Source organism: Paenibacillus ottowii, from assembly GCF_006874425.1.
Classification (GTDB): domain Bacteria; phylum Bacillota; class Bacilli; order Paenibacillales; family Paenibacillaceae; genus Paenibacillus; species Paenibacillus ottowii.
The window spans coordinates 234,868-254,582 of sequence record NZ_VIJZ01000006.1; the positions used below are offsets into that span (position 1 = coordinate 234,868).

The 19,715-nt window shown below is 46.2% G+C and carries 23 protein-coding genes and 1 riboswitch; of the genes, 7 read left to right on the top strand and 16 right to left on the bottom strand.

Features of this window, described 5'->3' with window-relative positions; all coding sequences use genetic code 11:
• The first annotated feature begins 229 nt into the window (after nucleotides 1–229).
• The 3 genes from FKV70_RS15910 to FKV70_RS15920 all read left to right on the top strand — a co-directional run bounded on the left by FKV70_RS15910 (nucleotide 230) and on the right by FKV70_RS15920 (nucleotide 2,189).
• The gene (locus tag FKV70_RS15910) at nucleotides 230–475 is read left to right on the top strand and encodes a hypothetical protein (RefSeq protein ID WP_007431922.1); all 246 of its coding nucleotides are present in this window, start codon (nucleotides 230–232) and stop codon (nucleotides 473–475) included.
• Nucleotides 476–671: 196 nt separating this feature from the next.
• The gene (locus tag FKV70_RS15915) at nucleotides 672–1,331 is read left to right on the top strand and encodes a futalosine hydrolase (RefSeq protein ID WP_064798043.1); all 660 of its coding nucleotides are present in this window, start codon (nucleotides 672–674) and stop codon (nucleotides 1,329–1,331) included.
• Nucleotides 1,332–2,189: a 1,4-dihydroxy-6-naphtoate synthase gene (locus FKV70_RS15920; RefSeq protein WP_142613454.1), complete on the top strand. Its 858-nt coding sequence runs from the start codon at nucleotides 1,332–1,334 to the stop codon at nucleotides 2,187–2,189. It abuts the gene before it with no gap.
• Between the two features lie 161 nt (nucleotides 2,190–2,350).
• Here FKV70_RS15920 and FKV70_RS15925 read toward each other — a convergent pair whose 3' ends face one another.
• From FKV70_RS15925 to FKV70_RS15945, 5 genes are all read right to left on the bottom strand, one after another.
• Complete coding sequence (locus tag FKV70_RS15925; RefSeq protein WP_063209521.1) at nucleotides 2,351–2,671, bottom strand: hypothetical protein; 321 nt, start codon at nucleotides 2,669–2,671, stop codon at nucleotides 2,351–2,353.
• A 312-nt stretch (nucleotides 2,672–2,983) separates the two neighbouring features.
• Nucleotides 2,984–3,274: a hypothetical protein gene (locus tag FKV70_RS15930; RefSeq protein ID WP_142613455.1), complete on the bottom strand. Its 291-nt coding sequence runs from the start codon at nucleotides 3,272–3,274 to the stop codon at nucleotides 2,984–2,986.
• Nucleotides 3,275–3,292: 18 nt separating this feature from the next.
• Nucleotides 3,293–3,619, bottom strand: a complete 327-nt coding sequence (locus tag FKV70_RS15935) for a DUF3810 domain-containing protein (protein WP_142613456.1) — start codon at nucleotides 3,617–3,619, stop codon at nucleotides 3,293–3,295.
• A 79-nt stretch (nucleotides 3,620–3,698) separates the two neighbouring features.
• Nucleotides 3,699–4,313 carry a hypothetical protein gene (locus tag FKV70_RS15940; RefSeq protein ID WP_142613457.1) on the bottom strand — a complete coding sequence of 205 codons (615 nt, stop codon included), beginning with the start codon at nucleotides 4,311–4,313 and terminating at the stop codon, nucleotides 3,699–3,701.
• Nucleotides 4,314–4,398: 85 nt separating this feature from the next.
• Nucleotides 4,399–5,328, bottom strand: coding sequence for a DMT family transporter (locus FKV70_RS15945; protein WP_142613458.1), 930 nt, complete (start codon nucleotides 5,326–5,328; stop codon nucleotides 4,399–4,401).
• 146 nt (nucleotides 5,329–5,474) lie between these two features.
• Between FKV70_RS15945 and FKV70_RS15950 the strand changes: the two genes are divergently transcribed.
• Nucleotides 5,475–6,353 (top strand): LysR family transcriptional regulator, encoded by an 879-nt coding sequence (locus FKV70_RS15950; RefSeq protein WP_142613459.1) that lies wholly within the window; start codon nucleotides 5,475–5,477, stop codon nucleotides 6,351–6,353.
• Between the two features lie 32 nt (nucleotides 6,354–6,385).
• Here the strand turns inward: FKV70_RS15950 and FKV70_RS15955 are convergent, their stop codons facing one another.
• Together FKV70_RS15955 and FKV70_RS15960 are read right to left on the bottom strand one after the other, a co-directional pair.
• Nucleotides 6,386–7,153, bottom strand: a complete 768-nt coding sequence (locus tag FKV70_RS15955) for an S-layer homology domain-containing protein (RefSeq protein ID WP_142613460.1) — start codon at nucleotides 7,151–7,153, stop codon at nucleotides 6,386–6,388.
• A gap of 198 nt (nucleotides 7,154–7,351) precedes the next feature.
• A complete protein-coding gene (locus tag FKV70_RS15960) occupies nucleotides 7,352–7,711 on the bottom strand; it encodes a HesB/IscA family protein (RefSeq protein ID WP_016820013.1) in 360 nt (119 codons plus the stop codon).
• A gap of 372 nt (nucleotides 7,712–8,083) precedes the next feature.
• Here FKV70_RS15960 and mqnE point away from each other — a divergent pair, with 372 nt between their 5' ends.
• Nucleotides 8,084–9,190 (top strand): aminofutalosine synthase MqnE, encoded by a 1,107-nt coding sequence (gene mqnE / locus FKV70_RS15965; protein WP_142613461.1) that lies wholly within the window; start codon nucleotides 8,084–8,086, stop codon nucleotides 9,188–9,190.
• Nucleotides 9,191–9,394: 204 nt separating this feature from the next.
• Entirely contained in the window at nucleotides 9,395–10,462 is a 1,068-nt protein-coding gene (locus FKV70_RS15970) for an NAD(P)/FAD-dependent oxidoreductase (protein WP_142613462.1), read from the top strand.
• Nucleotides 10,463–10,772: 310 nt separating this feature from the next.
• Here the strand turns inward: FKV70_RS15970 and FKV70_RS15975 are convergent, their stop codons facing one another.
• Nucleotides 10,773–11,030 (bottom strand): YuzB family protein, encoded by a 258-nt coding sequence (locus FKV70_RS15975; protein WP_063209541.1) that lies wholly within the window; start codon nucleotides 11,028–11,030, stop codon nucleotides 10,773–10,775.
• Nucleotides 11,031–11,117: 87 nt separating this feature from the next.
• Between FKV70_RS15975 and FKV70_RS15980 the strand changes: the two genes are divergently transcribed.
• Nucleotides 11,118–11,363 carry a NifU family protein gene (locus FKV70_RS15980; RefSeq protein ID WP_013372910.1) on the top strand — a complete coding sequence of 82 codons (246 nt, stop codon included), beginning with the start codon at nucleotides 11,118–11,120 and terminating at the stop codon, nucleotides 11,361–11,363.
• Between the two features lie 92 nt (nucleotides 11,364–11,455).
• On the opposite strand, the gene FKV70_RS15985 is transcribed toward FKV70_RS15980, so the two are convergent.
• The 8 genes from FKV70_RS15985 to FKV70_RS16020 all read right to left on the bottom strand — a co-directional run bounded on the left by FKV70_RS15985 (nucleotide 11,456) and on the right by FKV70_RS16020 (nucleotide 19,535).
• Nucleotides 11,456–12,220: an SDR family oxidoreductase gene (locus tag FKV70_RS15985; protein WP_142613463.1), complete on the bottom strand. Its 765-nt coding sequence runs from the start codon at nucleotides 12,218–12,220 to the stop codon at nucleotides 11,456–11,458.
• 144 nt (nucleotides 12,221–12,364) lie between these two features.
• A complete protein-coding gene (locus FKV70_RS15990; RefSeq protein WP_063209546.1) occupies nucleotides 12,365–13,207 on the bottom strand; it encodes a MetQ/NlpA family ABC transporter substrate-binding protein in 843 nt (280 codons plus the stop codon).
• 76 nt (nucleotides 13,208–13,283) lie between these two features.
• On the bottom strand, nucleotides 13,284–13,952 hold the full coding sequence (locus tag FKV70_RS15995; RefSeq protein WP_142613464.1) for a methionine ABC transporter permease: 669 nt from the start codon (nucleotides 13,950–13,952) through the stop codon (nucleotides 13,284–13,286).
• Nucleotides 13,949–14,971, bottom strand: a complete 1,023-nt coding sequence (locus tag FKV70_RS16000) for a methionine ABC transporter ATP-binding protein (RefSeq protein WP_142613465.1) — start codon at nucleotides 14,969–14,971, stop codon at nucleotides 13,949–13,951. Before FKV70_RS16000 ends, FKV70_RS15995 begins: the two co-directional genes overlap by 4 nt.
• A gap of 134 nt (nucleotides 14,972–15,105) precedes the next feature.
• A riboswitch (SAM riboswitch) is annotated at nucleotides 15,106–15,244 on the bottom strand.
• A 128-nt stretch (nucleotides 15,245–15,372) separates the two neighbouring features.
• The gene (locus tag FKV70_RS16005) at nucleotides 15,373–16,092 is read right to left on the bottom strand and encodes a Cthe_2314 family HEPN domain-containing protein (protein WP_064798029.1); all 720 of its coding nucleotides are present in this window, start codon (nucleotides 16,090–16,092) and stop codon (nucleotides 15,373–15,375) included.
• 54 nt (nucleotides 16,093–16,146) lie between these two features.
• Nucleotides 16,147–17,913: a UbiD family decarboxylase gene (locus FKV70_RS16010; RefSeq protein WP_063209552.1), complete on the bottom strand. Its 1,767-nt coding sequence runs from the start codon at nucleotides 17,911–17,913 to the stop codon at nucleotides 16,147–16,149.
• A 129-nt stretch (nucleotides 17,914–18,042) separates the two neighbouring features.
• A complete protein-coding gene (locus tag FKV70_RS16015; protein ID WP_063209554.1) occupies nucleotides 18,043–18,975 on the bottom strand; it encodes a COX15/CtaA family protein in 933 nt (310 codons plus the stop codon).
• Between the two features lie 215 nt (nucleotides 18,976–19,190).
• Nucleotides 19,191–19,535, bottom strand: coding sequence for a thioredoxin family protein (locus tag FKV70_RS16020; protein ID WP_063209556.1), 345 nt, complete (start codon nucleotides 19,533–19,535; stop codon nucleotides 19,191–19,193).
• Nucleotides 19,536–19,715: the final 180 nt, after the last annotated feature.

Consider the following 19,715-nt stretch of genomic DNA (forward strand, 5'->3'; position numbering starts at 1 on the left):
GTTAACGCAATGTAAAATGTGTGTAAACACAAAATGGATGTTGAAAAGGTCAAACGGATGCTTTACAAAAATAGCATTAAGCGGTACAGTGTTTACGTCTGTTTCATAGAATAGAATGACGAACATGCCTTTTTGAGTTGTTTAAGTTCATTATGATGTGTAATAACCAACGAATAGCCACGTTCAATTGCTGATTTGCACATGGCATGATATAGGGAGGATTTACGTTATGGAACCCAAGAAAACGCCACGCGTATTGCAAAAAAACATCGAATTTTTTACCGCAGCGTTATCTCAACACCTCGTTTCGGTCTGGCAAGAAGACCCTACAGGCGTATACTGTGAGATAGGCTGTGGATATATCGAATTGTTCAGCAGCGAGATGATTCGGGTGCGCAATCAGGATGGGACCCCAAGCCACTATGACCGCAACATCACAATGTTTCAGCTAATCACGAAGGATCAGCCGATATAATTATTATATGCTTGTCTACGCTGTTCTTCCAGATCGAATGGTTATATGTTTAAACTACCAATTTTCATATCTACTGAATCTTACAGTTTCCCGAAAAGCGCCATAGAGCGCTTTTTTTGTCGACTTTTTTGAACATCGTTTGGAAAAGCAGTATGATAAGAAAGCATATTACCTAAATTTAAAGGGGAATCAACCGATGGAACATACAACATCAGATGAGCGCATCCTGGTCATGACCGCGGTTGAAGGCGAACGTGAGGCCGTGCTGCGCGGCCTGAAGGGCGACACTCGCTTTGTGGTCGAGCTGGCTGGTGTAGGCGCCCCGTCCGCAGCGGCTTCAACTGCGCAGGCACTGGCGACTGGCGGCTACCGTCTGGTCATCAGCGCCGGTATTGGTGGCGGCTTTGCGGAGGTCGCTGCACTGGAGAGCGTCGTCGTTGCTGACGCAATTATTGCCGCCGACCTGGGCGCAGAGACGGCAGAGGGCTTCAGCAGCGTGGACGAGCTGGGCTTTGGCTCCAGCCGCATTGCCGTGAACGCTGCTGCTACGCAGCGATTTGTTCAGGCGCTGCGTGACGCTGGTCAGATGGCGGTCGCCGGACCGATCCTGACCGTATCGACAGCCACCGGCACGGCGGCAACAGCAGAACGCCTAGCCAAACGCATTCCCGGAGCTGCTGCTGAAGCTATGGAGGGTTACGGCGTAGCCGTGGCGGCCAACAGGCTGGAGCTGCCGATGATGGAGATTCGCACGATTTCCAATGCTGTTGGTCCACGTGACCGTGCAGCCTGGCGAATCAAAGAGGCTTTGCAAGCGTTGGAAGCCGCATTTTCTACATTAACGGAGGTTATATAGATGCAAATTGCTTTTTCACCTTGTCCTAACGACACTTTTGTCTTCCATGCCTTGGCGCATGGATTGATTCCAGGCGCACCCGCGCTGGACATTACATTCGCCGATATCGACATTACCAACAATCTGGCAATCACACCAGACGGACTTGATATCATGAAAATTTCGTACGCTGCACTCCCATGGGTGCTGGATGAATACGCGTTGTTGCCATGCGGTGGCGCACTGGGCCGGGGTTGCGGGCCGCTCGTCCTGACCAAGGAAGGTTCCGCCGTCGAAGGCCCGGAAGCCCTATCCGGTAAGCGTGTAGCTGTTCCAAGTGAACGCTCTACTGCTTATCTGCTGTTCCGTCTTTGGGCGGCCAAGCATGTGCCTGGAGGTGTCGGCGAGATTGTCGTGATGCCGTTCGACCAAATTATGCCTGCTGTCCGTGATGGAGAGATAGATGCAGGATTGGTTATTCATGAAGCACGCTTCACCTATCCGTCCTATGGACTTAGCAAGCAAGTTGACCTGGGGAACTGGTGGGAAGAAGATACAGGGCTGCCGATCCCGCTCGGAGCTATTATTGCCCGTCGTACGCTGGATCTGGATGCGATCACCAACTGGATACGCGCCTCTGTCGAATATGCCTGGAAGCATCCTGAAGCTTCGCGTGATTATGTACTGTCTCATGCGCAAGAGCTGTCACCCGATGTCGCCCAATCGCATATCGACCTGTATGTGAACGATTTTACCGCCAATCTGGGCGATAGCGGTTATGCCGCCATCGAAGCCTTGCTCGGTCGCGCCGCGCAGGAAGGACTGGTGCCTTCGTTTGATTTAGCCAAACTGCGCCTTGCCTCCACAACAACACGTTAAAAGACTCAGACATGCTATGCATGTTATCTGCTGAATAGAGCAGCTTAAACATATAAAACCTCCCGAACGAGTACATGGTCTATCCATGTGCCCCATTCGGGAGGTTTTATGATTTCATTTCATCATGCAAATCTTCATGAGATCTCGCTTGATCTTTATTCTTAGCTCTGTTCTTGCTCCACGACCTCAGTCTTAAACACATTATCCAGTTTAGTGCCCAATCGTTTGACCAGCGGCACCTTGATATCCCGACTCAGTTCCTTGAAAAAAGCGTCCATATCACAATTAATCTTATCCAGCACGACCTTCACAGTACCCTCTTCCAAAATCTGACCATTCAGCTCCTCAGGTACTGTAACCGAGATATCATACTTCTTGCATAACGTTTTAATGTAGCGGCTAAAGATTTCAATAAGCTCCTCATTGTTGAACTTCTCAACTGCAACTTGCCCTTTGTTCGTAAATTTCAAATTCACTCTCACGTTAGCATTACCCCTTTTCCTTTTGACCATTTATTTTGGATAAACGTTGAACCCTTCAGAGGCTCTTCAAAGAAAGGGCCTTACCGGTCGTTTTAGACTCTTGTCCTTTGATATACTAAGTATAACACATTAAGTCCGTTTTCATTTCTCAACTTGTCGTTTTATGATAAAAAATGATACATTTTGCGCATTTTCAGCATAATTTCTTTCTTTTCATGCCAATCATTAGGAAATGTTTATACACAAATACATAAGAAAACGCCTATCTCGCAAAAGAAAGACGTTTCCGTATAGAGCTTAAGCAGTATACAGTTATAGAGGTTTCGTACATCCCCAACCGTGTGAACGATATTCACGCACAGCATCTCGTAGATCCTCAATATCATCTGTATGCAGCAAAACAGCAGGTAGAATCACCCAATATTCATTCGCCTCTAAATCAATAAATACGTCCTCGACATCATAATATTGCATATCACCAAATGCTGTATCCCTGATTTTCTGTCCAACCAAAGGTGTAAAAGGGGAATCAAATGTTTTGATCACCTTCGTATATTCCTTCACACCCGTTGCCGAGATTTGCTGGGAAATAATGACGCTCAATGTTGTTACCTCCCTAACCTAATAATGCTCATTATAACCTTCTCTAAGACCTTCTACAAAACCATGCGCGAAAAAAATCATAAAAATCAATAACCCAATGCCAATAGCAACGGAACTGATGACGATAATAAGGATGCCCTGTGTGTTTCTTTGTTCCATCTTTTTAGTCAAAATTCCGAAAACAAGTCCGATAATCCCAAACAAGCCGCCAATGACAAAAAAACTGAATACGAACCCCAAACCTGAAAAAATCCAGCCAAATAGAGCGAGCACCCAGCCCTGCGGCTGCGGCTCACTCTGTTTCATCTGCCAGCGTTCCCTCGCAGTAGGTGTATATCTGTTCATTTCTTAGCTCCCCCGCTCAATTTGCATTCCCTTAGAAAAAAACTGTAATGCCCAGCATCGAAATAACCTTTGGTTCCTTCTATTGCTGTCTTGTGAGCTTAAACGTGCCGCCTTCCCGCTGACCAAGCGGATAATTTTGAACTGTCATTTTCACCTTCGTATTCTTATCCCATACCGGAAGCTTGTCAGATGTACCGTACTCTTTCATTACTATATTTATGACTTCCTCGGCCTTCTTCGTCAATGCAGCAGAGGACATATTATATTTGCCATAACCTTGATAAGCACCACCAAAACCAAGATTAGGTTGATTGTTCACATTCAGGAGCACACTCCTTAACTTGCCATCCTCTGCCACATCAAAAGTCACTTTTTCCAATACAAAATCATCGGTAACGACAGATGTCTGCTCTAACAGATGCGTTATGGATGACAGGTTGGTTGCTAACCTAACTTTTCTCAATAACGCCTCTGTATCATTTTGTTGCTTGGTTAATGCTTGTGTTGTCTGTTTCAGCGATACATTCGCTATAGTTAAAGAATTGACCTTCGTATTCAGATTATAGTTCCATACTGCCAAGGCTATACAGCCTAGTACAGCTACTCCTGAAATGACCGTTGCCACAACTGCCAGCTTACGAATAGACTGTGGTTGCGGCTCCATAGTCTGAGTATGACCGCTTAACTCTCCCATACCAAACTTCCTCTCTATTTATATAGTCACATTTTACTATTCTCCCCTCTGATATTCTAGTATATTTTTCCTAATTCTATATTTTCTAAGCATTTGTACAGGAATTCGTTTGATCAGCTTTCGAGCTTTGGTTCGCTCTTTTCCCGGGAGAAGCTGTATTTACCAGATATACACTACCTGCAATCAGCACCAGCCCCACGACAAAGGTCAAAGTGAGTGATTCCCTAAGCATAACCATACTAAAGATCGTGGAAAGCACCGGAATCATAAAGGTGTAAGAACCGACGGTTCCTGCGTCCCCGTTGTCGATCAGTTTAAAATAAATCAGCCAGCCCATCGCAATTACAAATATCGAAATAAACAATAAAATCGTAATAAATGAGGTCGTCCAGTGGATGTCGCTCCATTTTTCGGTCGTAAACCCTATTCCGTTGAGTATGATCCCTCCCAGAATAAGCTGCATCGTCACCGCCCAAATGGAATCCAGTTGTTTGCTTTTTTTCTTCATATAAATCGTGCCGAGCGCCCAGCATAGTCCTGAGGCTAGCCCCAACACAATGCCCAGCACAGACAAATGACCTGCCATTCCGCCTGAGCTAATCACGATTACGCCACCAAAACCCAGTACCAGTCCTGTAACCTTCAAGGGAAACATACGCTCTCCCAACCACATCCACGAAAATAAACCCAACAAGATCGGCTGTAGGAATACTAAAGTGGAAAACAACCCAGCAGGCAGATAACGCAGCCCTACCGTCTGCAAACCATAGTAGCCTGCAATATTAAATATAGCCAGCACCAGATAAGTCCACGCATTTTGTCTAAGACGTAAGCCTTCCCGGTTACGTATAGCGAACAACAGCAGAATTACACCACCCAGCAGCGTACGGATTCCTGAAAAAAATATCGGCGGCGTATCTGGCAAAGCCAGCTTGGTCAACGGCCAGTTGATCCCCCATACCATCACTAATATCAAGACAAGCCACAGCGTAGCTTTAGGCGTTAATTTTTTCATAGATGCCTCTCTCCTTAGAAATTCATTGCACATTGCTTACGACTACCATCTGAATAGCCGTTTGCAAAGCTTTGCCTTACTAGCTTATACTGTGGTCACTAATAAATAAAATGAATGTTTTCAATAAGGGAGATAACTTTTCACTTATGACTATTACTCAGATTATAATCTTTGTTCGCGTAGCTGAAACGCTAAACTTTACCCAAACTGCCCATGAGCTGCATATGACCCAGCCTGCGGTCAGCCATGCCATCGCCAGTATCGAGAACGAGCTCGATGTCCAGCTATTGCTGCGCGATCGAAAAAAAGGCGTGCTCCTGACAGAAATCGGACAAAAGGTGCTGCTGCAATTCCGCATGATGCTGCAAAGCATGGAAAAAGTGCAGCAGCAGGTGGCCGCTGAAAAAGGCTTGGACGTAGGTACAATCACGATTGGTGCCTTTCCTTCGGCCTCCGCCTATTTTCTGCCCCCCATTATTCATCATATTCGTCAGCACTATCCGAATCTTGTTTTCGATTTACATGAAGGCTCTACGAATGAAGTCAAGGAGTGGGTGCATTCCAGAGAAATTGAAGCAGGCATCATCCTGTTGCCAGACCCAGAGGTGGATGTAATTCCCTTATGTCAGGATGACATGGTTATTCTGCTGCCAGACGGTCACCCTTTTCAATCGCACAACAAAATCGCCATTCGAGACTTGAATCAACAGGATATGATCTTTTGTAAAGGCGGACATGAGGTCGCTATTATGGAAGGTTTTGAACGCGAGCAAAGTCAGTTGCAGGCACAATTCATTACTCACAATATCAGCACGCTGGTCAGCATGGTCCGACAGGGACTAGGTATGGGCATTGTCTCTTCGCTTGCCTTGTCCACGTTCCCGCACGATCTGACCGTCAAGGAAACCACGCCTCTGATCACACGCCAAATCGGTATTGCTATACCGTCCCTGCGCAATGCCTCACTTGCTGTACAATTATTTGTGCGTACTGCGCAGGAACTGTTTACGGATTTAAAGCAATAGGGATAGCGCTTCCTTTTTACAGCCTTTATAAATCACTTGGTTGTGGCATTGTACAAACGCTGTAAAACAGTAACAGCTTCGGCCCGTGTGACCTGCGCTTTTGGGTGAAGGTATCCATTATCAGCGGTAAGGACGCCCATCTTGGTAAGGGTGTAGAATGCTTCTGCCTTTTGATCTTGGGAATCTCCATCATAGGAGTACTCCTCTCCCGTTGTGTCGATGTACAGTACCGGATAGTAGGCTGAGAAATTGTCTTTGTAATTTGCCTGACGAACTTTCATATCGTTGTACTGTGCAGCTGAGGAAATTACCTCTGCAATTTCAGGGTGAAGAGTCTGATTGGTATAGTCTGTTCGAACAGAAGCAATCATCATCATATCCCACCGGGTCAGCGGTTTGTCGGGCTTGACATAGAATTGGTAGTTTGGATATTTGCCCCCTACACTTTCAGCAAACGGCCACACATAATCCCCGTTGAATATGGCTGCGAAATCTTGATTCGCCCAGTGCTTGCGCGCATCCGCAAACTCTGAAGATTTACCAGCTGAATAATTGATTTCTGGAAAAAGTTTATGAAACATATGGACAAATTCCGCCTTTGTTATGGTTTTGCCTGGCTTGAAGGTCCCATCCGTATAGCCGCTGACAACACCTTTGTCGACCATCGAACGAATGGATTCGGCAGCCCATTCATATTTTGTACCATTCACATCAGAAAACGTATGTGCCGCCAATGCAGATTGACTGAACAACAGTGTCACCGCAACCACAGGGGTAATCAGCCATTTCTTTTTCAACATCTTTTTCCACTTCCTTTAGGTAAATTTATGTATAAAATAGTTCCTCCGACTCAATGTTATATCGGTATTTCTAAACAAAAGATAAACAACACAAAAATGACCTTCGCAACGAGTAAAATTCGTTACAAAGGCCGTTATCCGTAATCTATAGCCTAAACGCGTGTCTATAGGACATAATTTAGACCACCACTCGAAAAATCAACAAGGTTCTTCGCTTGGTTTCCCTGCATCTGTAGCTGTACGGAAGCTTGAACCGCAGCCGCATGTAGCTACAGCATTCGGATTATGAATCGTGAAACCGCCAGACATACCAGACTCTTCAAAGTCGATTTCCAGACCGTCCAGATAGCGGATACTATCCTTTTCCACGACTACTTTCATATCCTGTACATTCATATATATATCCTGATCCGTCTCGTTGTCGTCAAAGCCCATGGCGTACGAAAATCCGGTACATCCACCTGGCGTAACACCCAGACGTAAAAACATATTCGGCGTTTCCTGCTGCTCCAGCATTTCTTTCAGGCGTTCAGCAGCGGAATCGGTGATGTTAATCATAGCTCCATCCTCCTCTTTTACTTCATGCTCCCCTTCAGTATACTCTCTTATTTGCAGGTGCTCAAGTCATGGAATGTCCTTCCGTTACAGGCTTAAACACCTCTTTTTCTACTCGTTTGTATTGAACACCAGTGGTGTGAGGTTTATAATAGGTGAAGAGTGTGTTAAAGAAACTGTCGGAAATTTGTCATTTCAAAGGCGAAATTATGAGACATCCATCATTGTAGCCTGGCATTGTAACATTTTTCACATATCGTATATCCGCGCTGCCGGATTCTTACCGACGGAACGGGACATCCTGTGCGCATCAAGCGATCGTGCCGCTAATTTGGCGGATAGCCTCGCACAGAGCAACTTGAAGGAGGAATAGGCATGTCCACATTAGTTACACCTTTTACAGACCGCAGAATGGCGGAAATTGTAGAAAAGGTACAAAACGGGATTCGTTTGAACCTCGAAGATGGTATATATTTGTATGAAACTGACGATATTCTCACACTGGGTCAGTTGGCTAACGAAGCTAATTTACGCAAGAATGGAAAAAAGGTTTATTTTATCGAAAACATGAGCCTGTACTTCACCAATGTATGCGAAGCGCGCTGCGCGTTCTGCAATTTCCGTAAGGATCAGGGGGAGGAAGGCTCTTATACGTTGTCCGGGCAGGAAATGATTGATTATGTAGAGCAACATATCCATCCGGGTGTGAGAGAATTTCATATCGTCGGCGGTCATAATAATCATGTGCCTTTCCAGTACTATGTAGATTCACTAAAAGCGCTGAATGAAAAGTATCCGAACGTTACACTAAAAGCTTACACTGCAGCGGAAATTGACTTTTTCACACGCATAAGCGGCTTGAGTATTAAAGAAGTTCTTCAAGAACTGCAAAAGGCAGGACTTCAATCCCTGACTGGCGGTGGCGCGGAAATCTTATCTGATGAGTATCGAAAGAAGATGCATGTTACCAAAGCCAATGTGGACCGCTATCTTGAAGTACATCGTACAGCCCACAATCTCGGTATGAAAACTCATACGACCATGCTGTACGGATCAGTCGAAACCTATCAGGATCGGATTGAGCATATGCTGCAAATTCGTGAATTGCAGGATGAAACGAACGGTTTTATGGTATTTATCCCACTGTCCATGCAACCGAAAAGCAAAAACGCTAACATCATGCGTCGCAACTCTGCTTACGAGGACCTCAAAACCATTGCAATCAGCCGCTTGATGCTGGACAATATCGACCATGTCAAAGCTTACTTCATTAACATCGGCCCGCAATTGACGCAGGTCGCTCTTACCTTTGGTGCATCCGATGTCCATGGTACGATTGTGCGCGAGCAGATCAGCCATGCCGCAGGTGCGTTAACCCCTGCCGGATTGACTCGCAAAGAGCTAATCTGGCTGATCAAAGGCGCTGGACGCATTCCTGTAGAACGGGATACCTTCTATAACGAAATCGAAGTTTTCGAATAAGTGTAACATCGGATTCAGATTTCCCGCGTGCATTTTCTCCCCAATACTCACACTATGTAGCCTCAAGCTGCCTCGGAACACGCCGGTCTGTCTACCATAGACAGACCCGCTTACCCGGGTTTTACAACAACAGTAATTGTGCTAGATCGACAAGACACCAGACCACTTGCCGGGGACACGGTAACGAAAGGACGGCGGATTTTGATGAAAAATTTCGTTATTCTGGGGGGCGGCTATGGCGGCCTTACCATTGCCAAAGAATTGCTGGATAAACATATTCCCGACAATATTCAAATTATTTTGGTGGATCGAATGCCTTTTCAGGGATTGAAAACAGAATATTATGCCCTTGCGGCAGGTACGGTATCTGATTTTGATTTGCGAGTACATTTTCCAGATGAACAACGCCTTATTCGCAGATACGGAGAAGTCACTTCGATGGATCTTGAGAATAAAATGGTTCATTTTCAGGACGGTGAGCCTTTGTCCTATGACCAGCTTGTCATTGCGCTAGGCTGTACCGATCGCTTTCATAATACACCAGGGGCAGAAGAATACAGTTGTACGATCCAGTCCTTTAATCATACCCGTCAAACCTATCTGCGCTTGAATGAAATCAAGCCTTATGGACATGTCCATATTGTAGGTGGCGGTCTAAGTGGTGTTGAGATTGCTGCGGAGTTACGTGAAAGCCGCGCGGATTTGAATATTACGATTATGGATCGGGGCGAGCGGGTGCTATCAGCATTTCCGCAACGTTTGTCTGCCTATGTACATGCCTGGTTTAAGGAGCATCAAGTGAATGCGCTGAATCATGTTGGAGTTTCCCGGATTGAACCAGGGGCTATTTACAACCATGACGAGCAAATCACGACCGATGCAGTTGTATGGACGGCCGGGATTCAGCCTGTAAAAATAGTACAGGATTTAGCGGTTCCTAAAGACCCTCAGGGCCGTATCGTGCTCAACGAATATTATCAAATACCGGACCATCCTGAAGTGTACGTCGTCGGAGACTGTGCGAGCCTTCCCTACTCTCCAAGCGCTCAGGCGGCAGAGGTGCAAGGAGAACAGATTGCCCACATTGTGCGCGACCTGTGGAAAGGCCACACGCCTCACCCGCATCCTCTAAAGCTACGCGGTACATTAGGTGCGCTGGGCAAGAAGGCTGGATTCGGTTACGGCTTTATGGGCAGCACCTCTTTGCGTGGACGAGTGCCGCGTCTGCTGAAAAGTGGTGTGCTCTGGAAGTCCAAGCGCCATTTTGGCTAAATGGATCTTTAATCAACAAAAAAAGACCTGCTCTGGAAGCAGGTCTTCAGAGTGTCGAGAAAGTCCAACGGACTTTCCGGCACTTTATTTTTTGTTTGGGGAGAATCAACTTTTAAAACAAAAATCGATTTAAAACGATCTGAGGACCCATTTTTATTTGATCAAAATGACCATTTTAAGCCTCATTAAAAAAACAGGGGGTTTCTCGACAGCCTGAAGACCTGCTCTGGAAGCAGGTCTTTTTGCTTATGCATCTATAGATGATGTATATTTTCTACCAGAGGAAGCTGGCTTGCGGAGATTTCTATTTTTAATCCAAATCCAGATTGTCCCATGCTTCGGCTTCTTTAATTTTGTTTAGAATCACTTCGTACAGAAGCTCTGCTGAATCTGCGGATACAATTTCACCGTTAACCATCGCATAAGGCTCGGCGTTACACTGACCGCAATTGCTTAGGCAGCCGTATTCAATCACATCATAATCCGGATTCTGTTCCAGTTTGGCCATAAGCTCATCGGTACCAAAATGCATGTTACTGGTGCAAAATTCAATAATAGGTCTTAACATTTTTTCACCTGCTTTGTATGACGGGCATTTTAATTTGGCCCGCTTTGTAATATAATAAACAAGGTATAGGAAAGGAGTTGAATTCTAATGAGCGAAGCACAAAGCGTTCAGATGTATGATGAAGTAGCAGACGTACTGGATAAGCTCCGTCCGTTCCTGCAACGCGATGGCGGTGACGTTGAGCTGGTTGACGTTGAAGACGGCATCGTTAAGTTGAAGCTGGTAGGCGCTTGCGGCAGTTGCCCAAGTTCTACAATTACGCTGAAAGCAGGGATTGAACGCGCTCTTCTCGAAGAAGTTGAAGGCGTCCAAGAAGTGGTACAAGTATTTTAATGCTTGATGCATAATGATCAGAGAGTCTTGAGTTCGTTACCGAAGCTCAAGACTCTTTTTTGTATTACAGCCTCTTAAGGCTTCTCTCAAGCTTATATGGTTGGCCGAATGGGGTCCAAGCCACCGGACACATCCATAATATTGCCTGTTATAAAATCTGAATGCTCCTCACACAAATAGGTGATCACACGCGCAATGTCCTCTCCGCTTCCCGGACGCCCACGTGGTGTCTCTTTATCCTGCATGCCAATGACATCGGCAATCGACTTTTCCTTGTTCGCTCCTCGGATATCCCCTGGACAAATCATATTTACCGTGATGCCATAAGGAGCTTCCTCAACAGCCAGTGACTTCGTAAAAGACACCAGTCCCACCTTGGCAGCTGCGTAGACGGCGCGATGCGGCCAAGCCCTCGCTTCTCCAGCATGACCAAAGCCAAAATGAATAATACGTCCCCATTGTTGGCTACGCATGTGCGGCAATACCAAATGATCCAGCAACATGGTACCCACCAGATTTCCCTGTATCATGGCATGAATCTCAGCTACACTGTAATCTGCAAACAAACGGCGTTCCCGGATGAAGGGTCCGGCATTATTCACCATAATATCGACCCCGCCCAGCCGATCCTGCACCTCACCGATCAGCCTCGTAATATCTTCCTGAACCGAGATATCTGCTTGTAAGGACAGGCAGCGGACTCCCTTTGACTCAATTTCCTGCTTAAGCAATTCGGCTTCAGCCTGACTATGCACATAATTTAGCGCAATGTCACAGCCTTCATCAGCCAGACGCAGAGCGGTCATTTTACCCAAACCTTTGGCACTGCCCGTTATGAGTGCGACTTTGTCTCTCAACAGTTTTCCTCCTCTTCACAGAGAACGGTCACCCCCAAGTATAAAATATTTGAGCTTTCCCTACAACTCTCAGCCAAAAAGAAACCCCAGTCCTCTTGTTCAAGAGAATCTGGGGGTTACGTTCAGCGCATTCTTATTTTCTGCTTAAAATGCAGGGATAATTGCGCCTTGATATTTGTCTTCAATGAATTTTTTAGTTTCTGGAGATTGCAAAGCTTTAAGCAGTTTCTGGATCGCTTCGGAATCTTTATTATCAGGACGTGCTACCAGTACGTTAGCATATGGAGAATCCTTATCTTCCAGCGCCAGTGCATCCTTGGTCGGATTAAGTTTAGCTTCCAGAGCGTAGTTCGTGTTGATCAACGCAATATCTACTTCAGGCAACTGACGTGGCAGCATAGCTGCTTCCAGCTCCTTGAATTTCAGGTTTTTCTTGTTTTCAGTAATATCTTTTACAGTAGCTTCAATGTTACTTGAGTCTTTCAGCTTGATCAGACCTTGTTTCTCCAACAGCAGCAATGCCCGGCCTCCATTAGTTGCATCGTTCGGAATCGCTACCGTTGCACCGTCTGGAAGTTCATCAAGCTTTTTATATTTTTGAGAGTAGATACCGAATGGCTCCAGATGAACGGCGCCAACAGATACCAGGTTCATTTTACGCTCTTTGTTCATTACATTCAGGTAGGGTACATGTTGATAAAAGTTAGCATCCAGTTGCTTGTCAAACAATTGTACGTTCGGCTGTACATAGTCGTTAAACTGAACGACTTGAAGGCGAACTCCTTCTTTTTCCAACTGAGGCTTGATCGCTTCCAAAATTTCCGCATGTGGTACAGGAGAAGCTCCAACTTTCAGTTCGACTTCACGTGGTGACCCGCCAGTATTTTCAGCCGCATTATTTGTATCTGATGTTGTGCTTTTTGTACCGCAAGCAGCCAGTACCGCAATTAATGTCAAGCTCAATACCGCCAATACCCATTTCTTCATGTTGTTACCCCTCCAATAATTTGTAATATTCAGGATCAGACGTCCTGACCAATAAGGATATCTATATATGTTTTCCCTATTTTCGAGTATAATGCCGCACGAGGCGATCTCCTGCCATTTGCAGCAGTTGTACCAATACGACCATTAGCACGACCGCAACAATCATTACAGCCGTTTCGTAACGATAATAACCGTAGTTGATAGCCAGCGTACCCAGTCCACCGCCCCCGATCATACCGGACATTGCCGTGTACGATACGAGGGTAACAACAGTAATGGTTAATGCGGCCAGCAGGCCCGGAAGTGCTTCGCGTAACAGCACACGCCGGATAATTTGCCCTGTCGAGGCCCCCATCGCTTGTGCAGCCTCAATGACACCCTTGTCCACTTCACGCAGAGACGTTTCGACAAGACGTGCAAAGAATGGAGCAGCCCCGATAACCAAGGGCGGGATGGTTCCCAGTACCCCGGTAGAGGTACCTACCAACGATCGTGTAAAAGGAATAAGTGCAACGATCAAAATGATAAATGGTACGGAACGCAAAATGTTAACGATGAAAGATAATACAATGTATATCACCTTCATCGGAGTCAACGAGGAGCGGCTCGCCAGAAACAACAATATACCGAGCGGCAATCCAATAACGAGGGTGAACAATGCAGATGCTCCGAGCATCTGAAGGGTCTCCAGCGTAGAATTCCCTAGCTCTTCCCAACTCACTTGTGAAAAATCAAGTTCGCTCATTGTCCGATTACCTCCACATCAAGTCCTTGCCCAGACACTTCGCGCAGCGTATGCTCTATATCTGTAGGGTTTCCTTCAAAACGAACGATCAGCTGTCCATATGGTACGTTTTTAATCGTAGAGATGGTTCCTTGCAAGATTGCAAAATCAACCCCTGTACTTCGAGCCGTACGCGACAGAATCGCATCATAAGTTTTGCTACCCAAGAAGGAGATACGCACCACCTGCGCCGCTTCCCCGCTACCTGCGGCTGCAATCGCTGCTTGCAACTCCTCAGGATGTTCTGCCTCCCGCTGGATAAAGTCCTTAGTTACCTGGTGCTGTGGCTTCAAAAACACTTCTGCCACCGGGCCCTGCTCCACGATATCCCCCTGATGAATGACGCCAACCCGATCACAAATACTTTGGATGACATGCATCTCATGGGTAATCAATACGATGGTCAAATTAAAGCGCTGATTAATATCCAGCAGCAATTTTAGGATAGAGCCTGTCGTCTGTGGATCAAGTGCAGACGTCGCTTCGTCACACAGCAACACATGAGGATCACTAGCCAGTGCCCGTGCAATTCCTACCCGCTGCTTCTGTCCGCCTGAAAGCTGTGACGGATACTTTCCACTGTGTTCTTTCAGCCCCACCAGTTCCAGCAGCTCGTGAACTTTCTTGTCCACCTCCTGCTTAGGGGTATTTACCAGACGCAATGGAAATGCAATGTTGTCATAGACCGTTGCTGAAGACAACAAATTAAAATGTTGAAAAATCATTCCGATTTTTCGACGTTGCTTCTGTAACTGGGATTGACTCACAGTCACAAGGTTTACCCCATCTACCCATACTTCGCCTGAAGTAGGGCGCTCCAATAAATTAATACAGCGGATCAATGTACTTTTGCCCGCCCCGGAGTGACCAATCACCCCGAATATTTCTCCCCGCTTTATAGAAAGGTTCAACCCGGACAGCGCATTAACGCGTCGGTTGCCTTTACCATAATGCTTGGTTAATTGCTTAAGTTCTATCAACGTGCTGCGACCTCCTTCACTTCTTCCTTACCCTTTTAACCAGTTGTCATCTCTCAGGATTGTATAAATTCGCTATTTATTTATACAAAAAAGCCCCTTTCACAGAATGAAAAGGGCCCCACCTTGCGAACCTTTTCTCATCTGCCAAAACCGCAATAACTCTAGCGGTTTTGTAGGAATTAGCACCATATGTTCCCTCCCGGTGCATTACACCGGGAAAGAACGGGTTGCCGGGCTTCATCGGGCCAGTCCCTCCACCTCTCTGGATAAGAAAAATATGTTAAACTCCAGCTTTAGCTGTCCGTTAAGTTTATGTTAGAAATAATTCAAGCATTTTTCTGAAACTAGGTTTCAGTATAGTTAGTTTACATTGCTTTGTCAAAGGATATTTTCTGTCATAATTATGGACGTACTGCCCGGTTCTCCCAATGTTTCGTAGTATAAGAAAAAACGTTGAACAGCGACCGGCACACCATTTCCAAGCCCTGCTGCAAATCTTCCAGATGGTGATCGAGGTCCTCCAGTTGGATTTTGCCATATAAAGCACGGTGTCGTTGCCAGAGATCATCCTGCATTTCCGTATTCATATAGTGTATCTCCGTATTTCGCCGCTTACGTAGCCGATTGATAGCATCGTTGTATGTGTCCTTGATATCATTTAGATTATCTGTCAATGCAGGATGCATTTTGAGATACTTGAGCTGTCGCAACACAGTAAAATAAGAATAATGCGCCTTATACTGCCCTGTTTTTAAATCATACAGGTCATTCATCCAGTTACCAAGTTTATCCAAAATGGAAAATACTCGCACAAACCCATCCTTATAAAAGAAAACATATAAAGCATAATCGGATTTTTCATCCTTGCTCATATCTTCGGCGTATCCGGCTTTTACTTTCTTACGGAAAAAGGCCGCAGCATGATGGCTCTGCTCCAGTTCATCCAAAGACGACATCAGACCACGTGTCAAAATTTCTGCCTTCCGAAAGTCATGCGTCGGATCACCACTCGCCTGGATTTGCCGTTCCAGTAAATGCAACATGTCTGACATGCTATTCATGGCATCCAGCAGGAGACCACTGTTTACACGTGGGGGCTCGCCCAACAGCTTGCGTATCATGCTCACGCCTCCTTCATATCTGTAAAATCCGGCTGTTTGATGCTTTAACAGGCGTCAAGCAAAATAACTCGTCCACCGTTGATCTACAAGTTTAACAATATCCTCACGCGGCAGTACCTCATCAGGGTAGCCCGGCTTCATACGTGCATCCACTACAATTGGCAGCTTATAGTTCAAGTGATGCAAGCGTACTTCGCTGTCGGCGTACATATCTGTAGCTGGGTTGAAGCGTGTGAATACCGTCCACAGGAACGAGGCTTGGGAGCGTACGACTTCTTTGGCATCATCCACGATAAAGACAAGCGGCCACTCTTGCTCACCCGCCGCTAATCGTTCCAACACACGCGCAGCGAGTTCTGGCTCCTGTTCAAAGGAGTCACCCGAAACGACGAGACACCCTCCGCAATAGGGTTCGATGTCACGAATTCCTGGCAGATCGCCTCCCTCATAAGCACGAGGCAATTCACGCACAGGCTCGCCTACTCCCATCAGAATCGCCTTACTGCCGTGATTCAGCTTACGGCCCGTGTAATCGAGTGTATCGTGAGAGGTATGGTTGAAAATAAACAAATCTCTTGCTGGATTAAACCGCTCCAGAATGGTTTCGAGCAGCAGGTTGAAGTCAGATAAATCGATCACCCGATCCGTCAGCATCAGGAATTTGGTCAATGACAATTGACCTTGACCCAGAATCGTAAAGCCCGATACAAGCGCTTCACGGGAGTAGCTTTCACGTACGACTGCCGCTGCTAATGCATGTACACCCGTTTCCGCATATGCCCACAATGACTTGACGGAAGGCATCACAAGCGGATAGGCAGGCGACAACAAACGCTGCAAAAATTCGCCGAGATAGTAGTCTTCCTGCCGCGGCTTACCTACAATGGTTGCCGGATAAATGGCATCTTTGCGATGATGCATATGTTTGACATGAAACACAGGAAAGTCATGTTGTAATGAGTAATAGCCAAAATGATCGCCAAACGGCCCTTCCGGGCGGCGTTCATGAGGCGGCACATAGCCGCTGATCGCAAATTCGGCTTCTGCTGGGATACGGTGACCCCCAAGCGGGTCTTCCGTCATGGGCAGCTTGCCCCCCATAATAAGGGATGCCAGCATTAGCTCAGGCAAGTTTTCCGGGGCCGGGGCAATCGCAGACGCAATCAGGGCAGGCGGGCCGCCGATGATGATCGTCGTCGGCAACGGCTCATTGCGCAGCTCGGCTTCATGATAATGGAAACCACCGCCTTTATGGATCTGCCAGTGGATTCCAGTCGTCTGATCATCATAAATCTGGATGCGATACATTCCCAAATTGTGATCCTTGGGTTGGCCTGGCTTCTCGGTATACACCAGCGGAAGCGTAATGAACGGCCCTCCATCCTCGTGCCAACTGGTCACCCTAGGCAGTGGAGCCAGCGGAGCATCTGTACGGCGAACACCCAAAACAGGAGCTTCGCTATGAGATACGGTTTTTAGTCCTACTTTTAGCATGTCCTTAATGAGCCCACGTTCATTCCACAATGCTTTGGGTGTAGGTGGCAGCAACGTTTTGGTCGCGCCTACAATTGCATCCATCAGTTGTTCTGGGCGAGGACCAAAAGCCATATCCACACGGCGATTTGTGCCAAACAAATTACTGGCGACAGGAAAAGGGGTGCCTTTGACATTGGTAAACAGCAGCGCCGGACCTTCTTCCTGTATGACTCTTCGGTGGATCTCGGCCAGTTCCAAATAAGGATCAACTGGTGCTTCTATAATTTTAAGATCATTTTCTTTACGCAGCGCTTCGATAAATTGGCGCAAATTCTGATAGATCAACTGGATAATTCCTCCTAAGCAAATCAAGCCCTCGAGAAACTCGTGGGCCTGGTTTGTTTCTTATGATGTTATTATACGTGTTCAAGCGCCTTTTGGGCAAAAATACGTTTCACTATGATCTACGAATGCTTAGGATCGCTGTGCCTGGGTCGGAATCAGCTTGCGGTCAGGTGATAATTGCCATACACGATAGCTCAGATAAGCCAGAATGGAGAACAATGATGCAATCACCAGCATATGTCCCAGCACGATAAACATGTAAATTTCAGGTCTATTGACGTACAGCAAGATAATGCCAATCACCACTTGAAGAATGATCAATAGGACCGAAACGACACCCAGTGTACGAATATCCCGGTGATTCGGGTGATAACGGTACGAGTAATGACCCACAGCCAAGATAATGACAAACAGCAGACCAGCTGAAATTTGATGAAGCAGCAGTGGAGAAATAATGCCCCCAATATTTACAACCTTCTGGATAACCGAATGACTAAGCAACGCCCCTGAATAGACAGCAATATAGGTATAGATCGTTGACAGCCATATAAAGTTACGATAACCCCGACTGACACGCCCAGGAATCAGACGCGGAGTGTAACGTGAATCCGCATGCTCCTGCCAAGCCCCCAGCGTCATCATGGTCGCACTGGCAAAAGCGATCAACGCAAAGCCAAAATGCAGGCCCATGACTGCAGCCGATTGAGAGAAGATGACAGCCAACGCCCCCATCGCACCTTGTATGATTACAAACAATAGCGTGAGCAACGAGAATAGCTGTAAATCCTTCCGATGCTTCATAAACAGCAAAAAGCCAACAAACGAGGCGATAGAAAGAATCCCGGCCATGGCACTGACGGAGCGATGCGAGAACTCAATAAGGGATGCGATGGTATGCGCCGGAACCAGTTTACCATTACAAAGCGGGAATTCTCGTCCACACCCAAGACCCGAATCCGTTCGCGTCACGACCCCTCCACCAAAGGTAGCCAAAAACATGACAATACATGTTACGAGTGCCAGCCATTTTAATATTCTCATTTTGTTATTCAATGAATTCACCCGTATCCTTCCAAATATAATATTTATTCACTTTAGATGTTGTGAAATGATCACTTAAAGTAATTATAACTGATATATCGGTCCTTGACATACGTGCTTTGTTGACAAAATGTGAACGTGTCCGTAAGAAAGCCGCCTCCTACTGAAGGAAGCGGCTTTCTTAATGTCTTGATGATATGGTGCCCTGCGGGCCCATCATACATACCATGATCCAATTATTTTGCGAGATTAGCATGGACTTCTACAGCCCGGTCCAAAAACTGCTCGATTTCTTCGCGGGATTTACGCAGTCTGTTCACCAGACGTACCAACTCTCGGCCTTCACTATAAGCGATAAAGCTGGGAATACCCAGAACATTTTGCTCTTGACTGACACTTTCGGCCTGTTCTACGTCAATCTCAATTAATGTAAGCTTGTCTGCATATTGTTGCTCCACATCAGGCATGAACGGATCAATAAAATGACAATCCCCGCACCAATCCGCCTTGAACACAGCTACCGTTACGCCTGAATTGGATATTGCCTTATTAAAGTCTTCATGAGAGACGATTTTTTGCATATATAATTCCTCCTCTAAATTCTTTTGTGCATAAGATCCTGTACTTTCTATTTTAACGCCAAGTAAAGCTTTTGCACACTCCCTATTCTGCTCACATGCTGATTGGAAGCCCTCTCATTAAGGCATACTAAAGCTATACTTAAGAATCCACAACAGTGACAAACATCCTACAGCATACCC

What these genes read in the sequence shown, in the direction of transcription:
- FKV70_RS15960 (WP_016820013.1), bottom strand. Translation starts at nt 7,711, where the DNA reads ATGATTAACATCACCGATTCCGCTGCTGAACGCCTGAAAGAAATGCTG.
- FKV70_RS15950 (WP_142613459.1), top strand. Translation starts at nt 5,475, where the DNA reads ATGACTATTACTCAGATTATAATCTTTGTTCGCGTAGCTGAAACGCTA.
- FKV70_RS15955 (WP_142613460.1), bottom strand. Translation starts at nt 7,153, where the DNA reads ATGTTGAAAAAGAAATGGCTGATTACCCCTGTGGTTGCGGTGACACTG.
- FKV70_RS15970 (WP_142613462.1), top strand. Translation starts at nt 9,395, where the DNA reads ATGAAAAATTTCGTTATTCTGGGGGGCGGCTATGGCGGCCTTACCATT.
- FKV70_RS15940 (WP_142613457.1), bottom strand. Translation starts at nt 4,313, where the DNA reads ATGGGAGAGTTAAGCGGTCATACTCAGACTATGGAGCCGCAACCACAG.
- FKV70_RS15990 (WP_063209546.1), bottom strand. Translation starts at nt 13,207, where the DNA reads ATGAAGAAATGGGTATTGGCGGTATTGAGCTTGACATTAATTGCGGTA.
- FKV70_RS16020 (WP_063209556.1), bottom strand. Translation starts at nt 19,535, where the DNA reads ATGCAAAAAATCGTCTCTCATGAAGACTTTAATAAGGCAATATCCAAT.
- FKV70_RS16005 (WP_064798029.1), bottom strand. Translation starts at nt 16,092, where the DNA reads ATGATACGCAAGCTGTTGGGCGAGCCCCCACGTGTAAACAGTGGTCTC.
- FKV70_RS15975 (WP_063209541.1), bottom strand. Translation starts at nt 11,030, where the DNA reads ATGTTAAGACCTATTATTGAATTTTGCACCAGTAACATGCATTTTGGT.
- FKV70_RS15915 (WP_064798043.1), top strand. Translation starts at nt 672, where the DNA reads ATGGAACATACAACATCAGATGAGCGCATCCTGGTCATGACCGCGGTT.
- mqnE (WP_142613461.1), top strand. Translation starts at nt 8,084, where the DNA reads ATGTCCACATTAGTTACACCTTTTACAGACCGCAGAATGGCGGAAATT.
- FKV70_RS15935 (WP_142613456.1), bottom strand. Translation starts at nt 3,619, where the DNA reads ATGAACAGATATACACCTACTGCGAGGGAACGCTGGCAGATGAAACAG.
- FKV70_RS15945 (WP_142613458.1), bottom strand. Translation starts at nt 5,328, where the DNA reads ATGAAAAAATTAACGCCTAAAGCTACGCTGTGGCTTGTCTTGATATTA.
- FKV70_RS15910 (WP_007431922.1), top strand. Translation starts at nt 230, where the DNA reads ATGGAACCCAAGAAAACGCCACGCGTATTGCAAAAAAACATCGAATTT.
- FKV70_RS15980 (WP_013372910.1), top strand. Translation starts at nt 11,118, where the DNA reads ATGAGCGAAGCACAAAGCGTTCAGATGTATGATGAAGTAGCAGACGTA.
- FKV70_RS15995 (WP_142613464.1), bottom strand. Translation starts at nt 13,952, where the DNA reads ATGAGCGAACTTGATTTTTCACAAGTGAGTTGGGAAGAGCTAGGGAAT.
- FKV70_RS15920 (WP_142613454.1), top strand. Translation starts at nt 1,332, where the DNA reads ATGCAAATTGCTTTTTCACCTTGTCCTAACGACACTTTTGTCTTCCAT.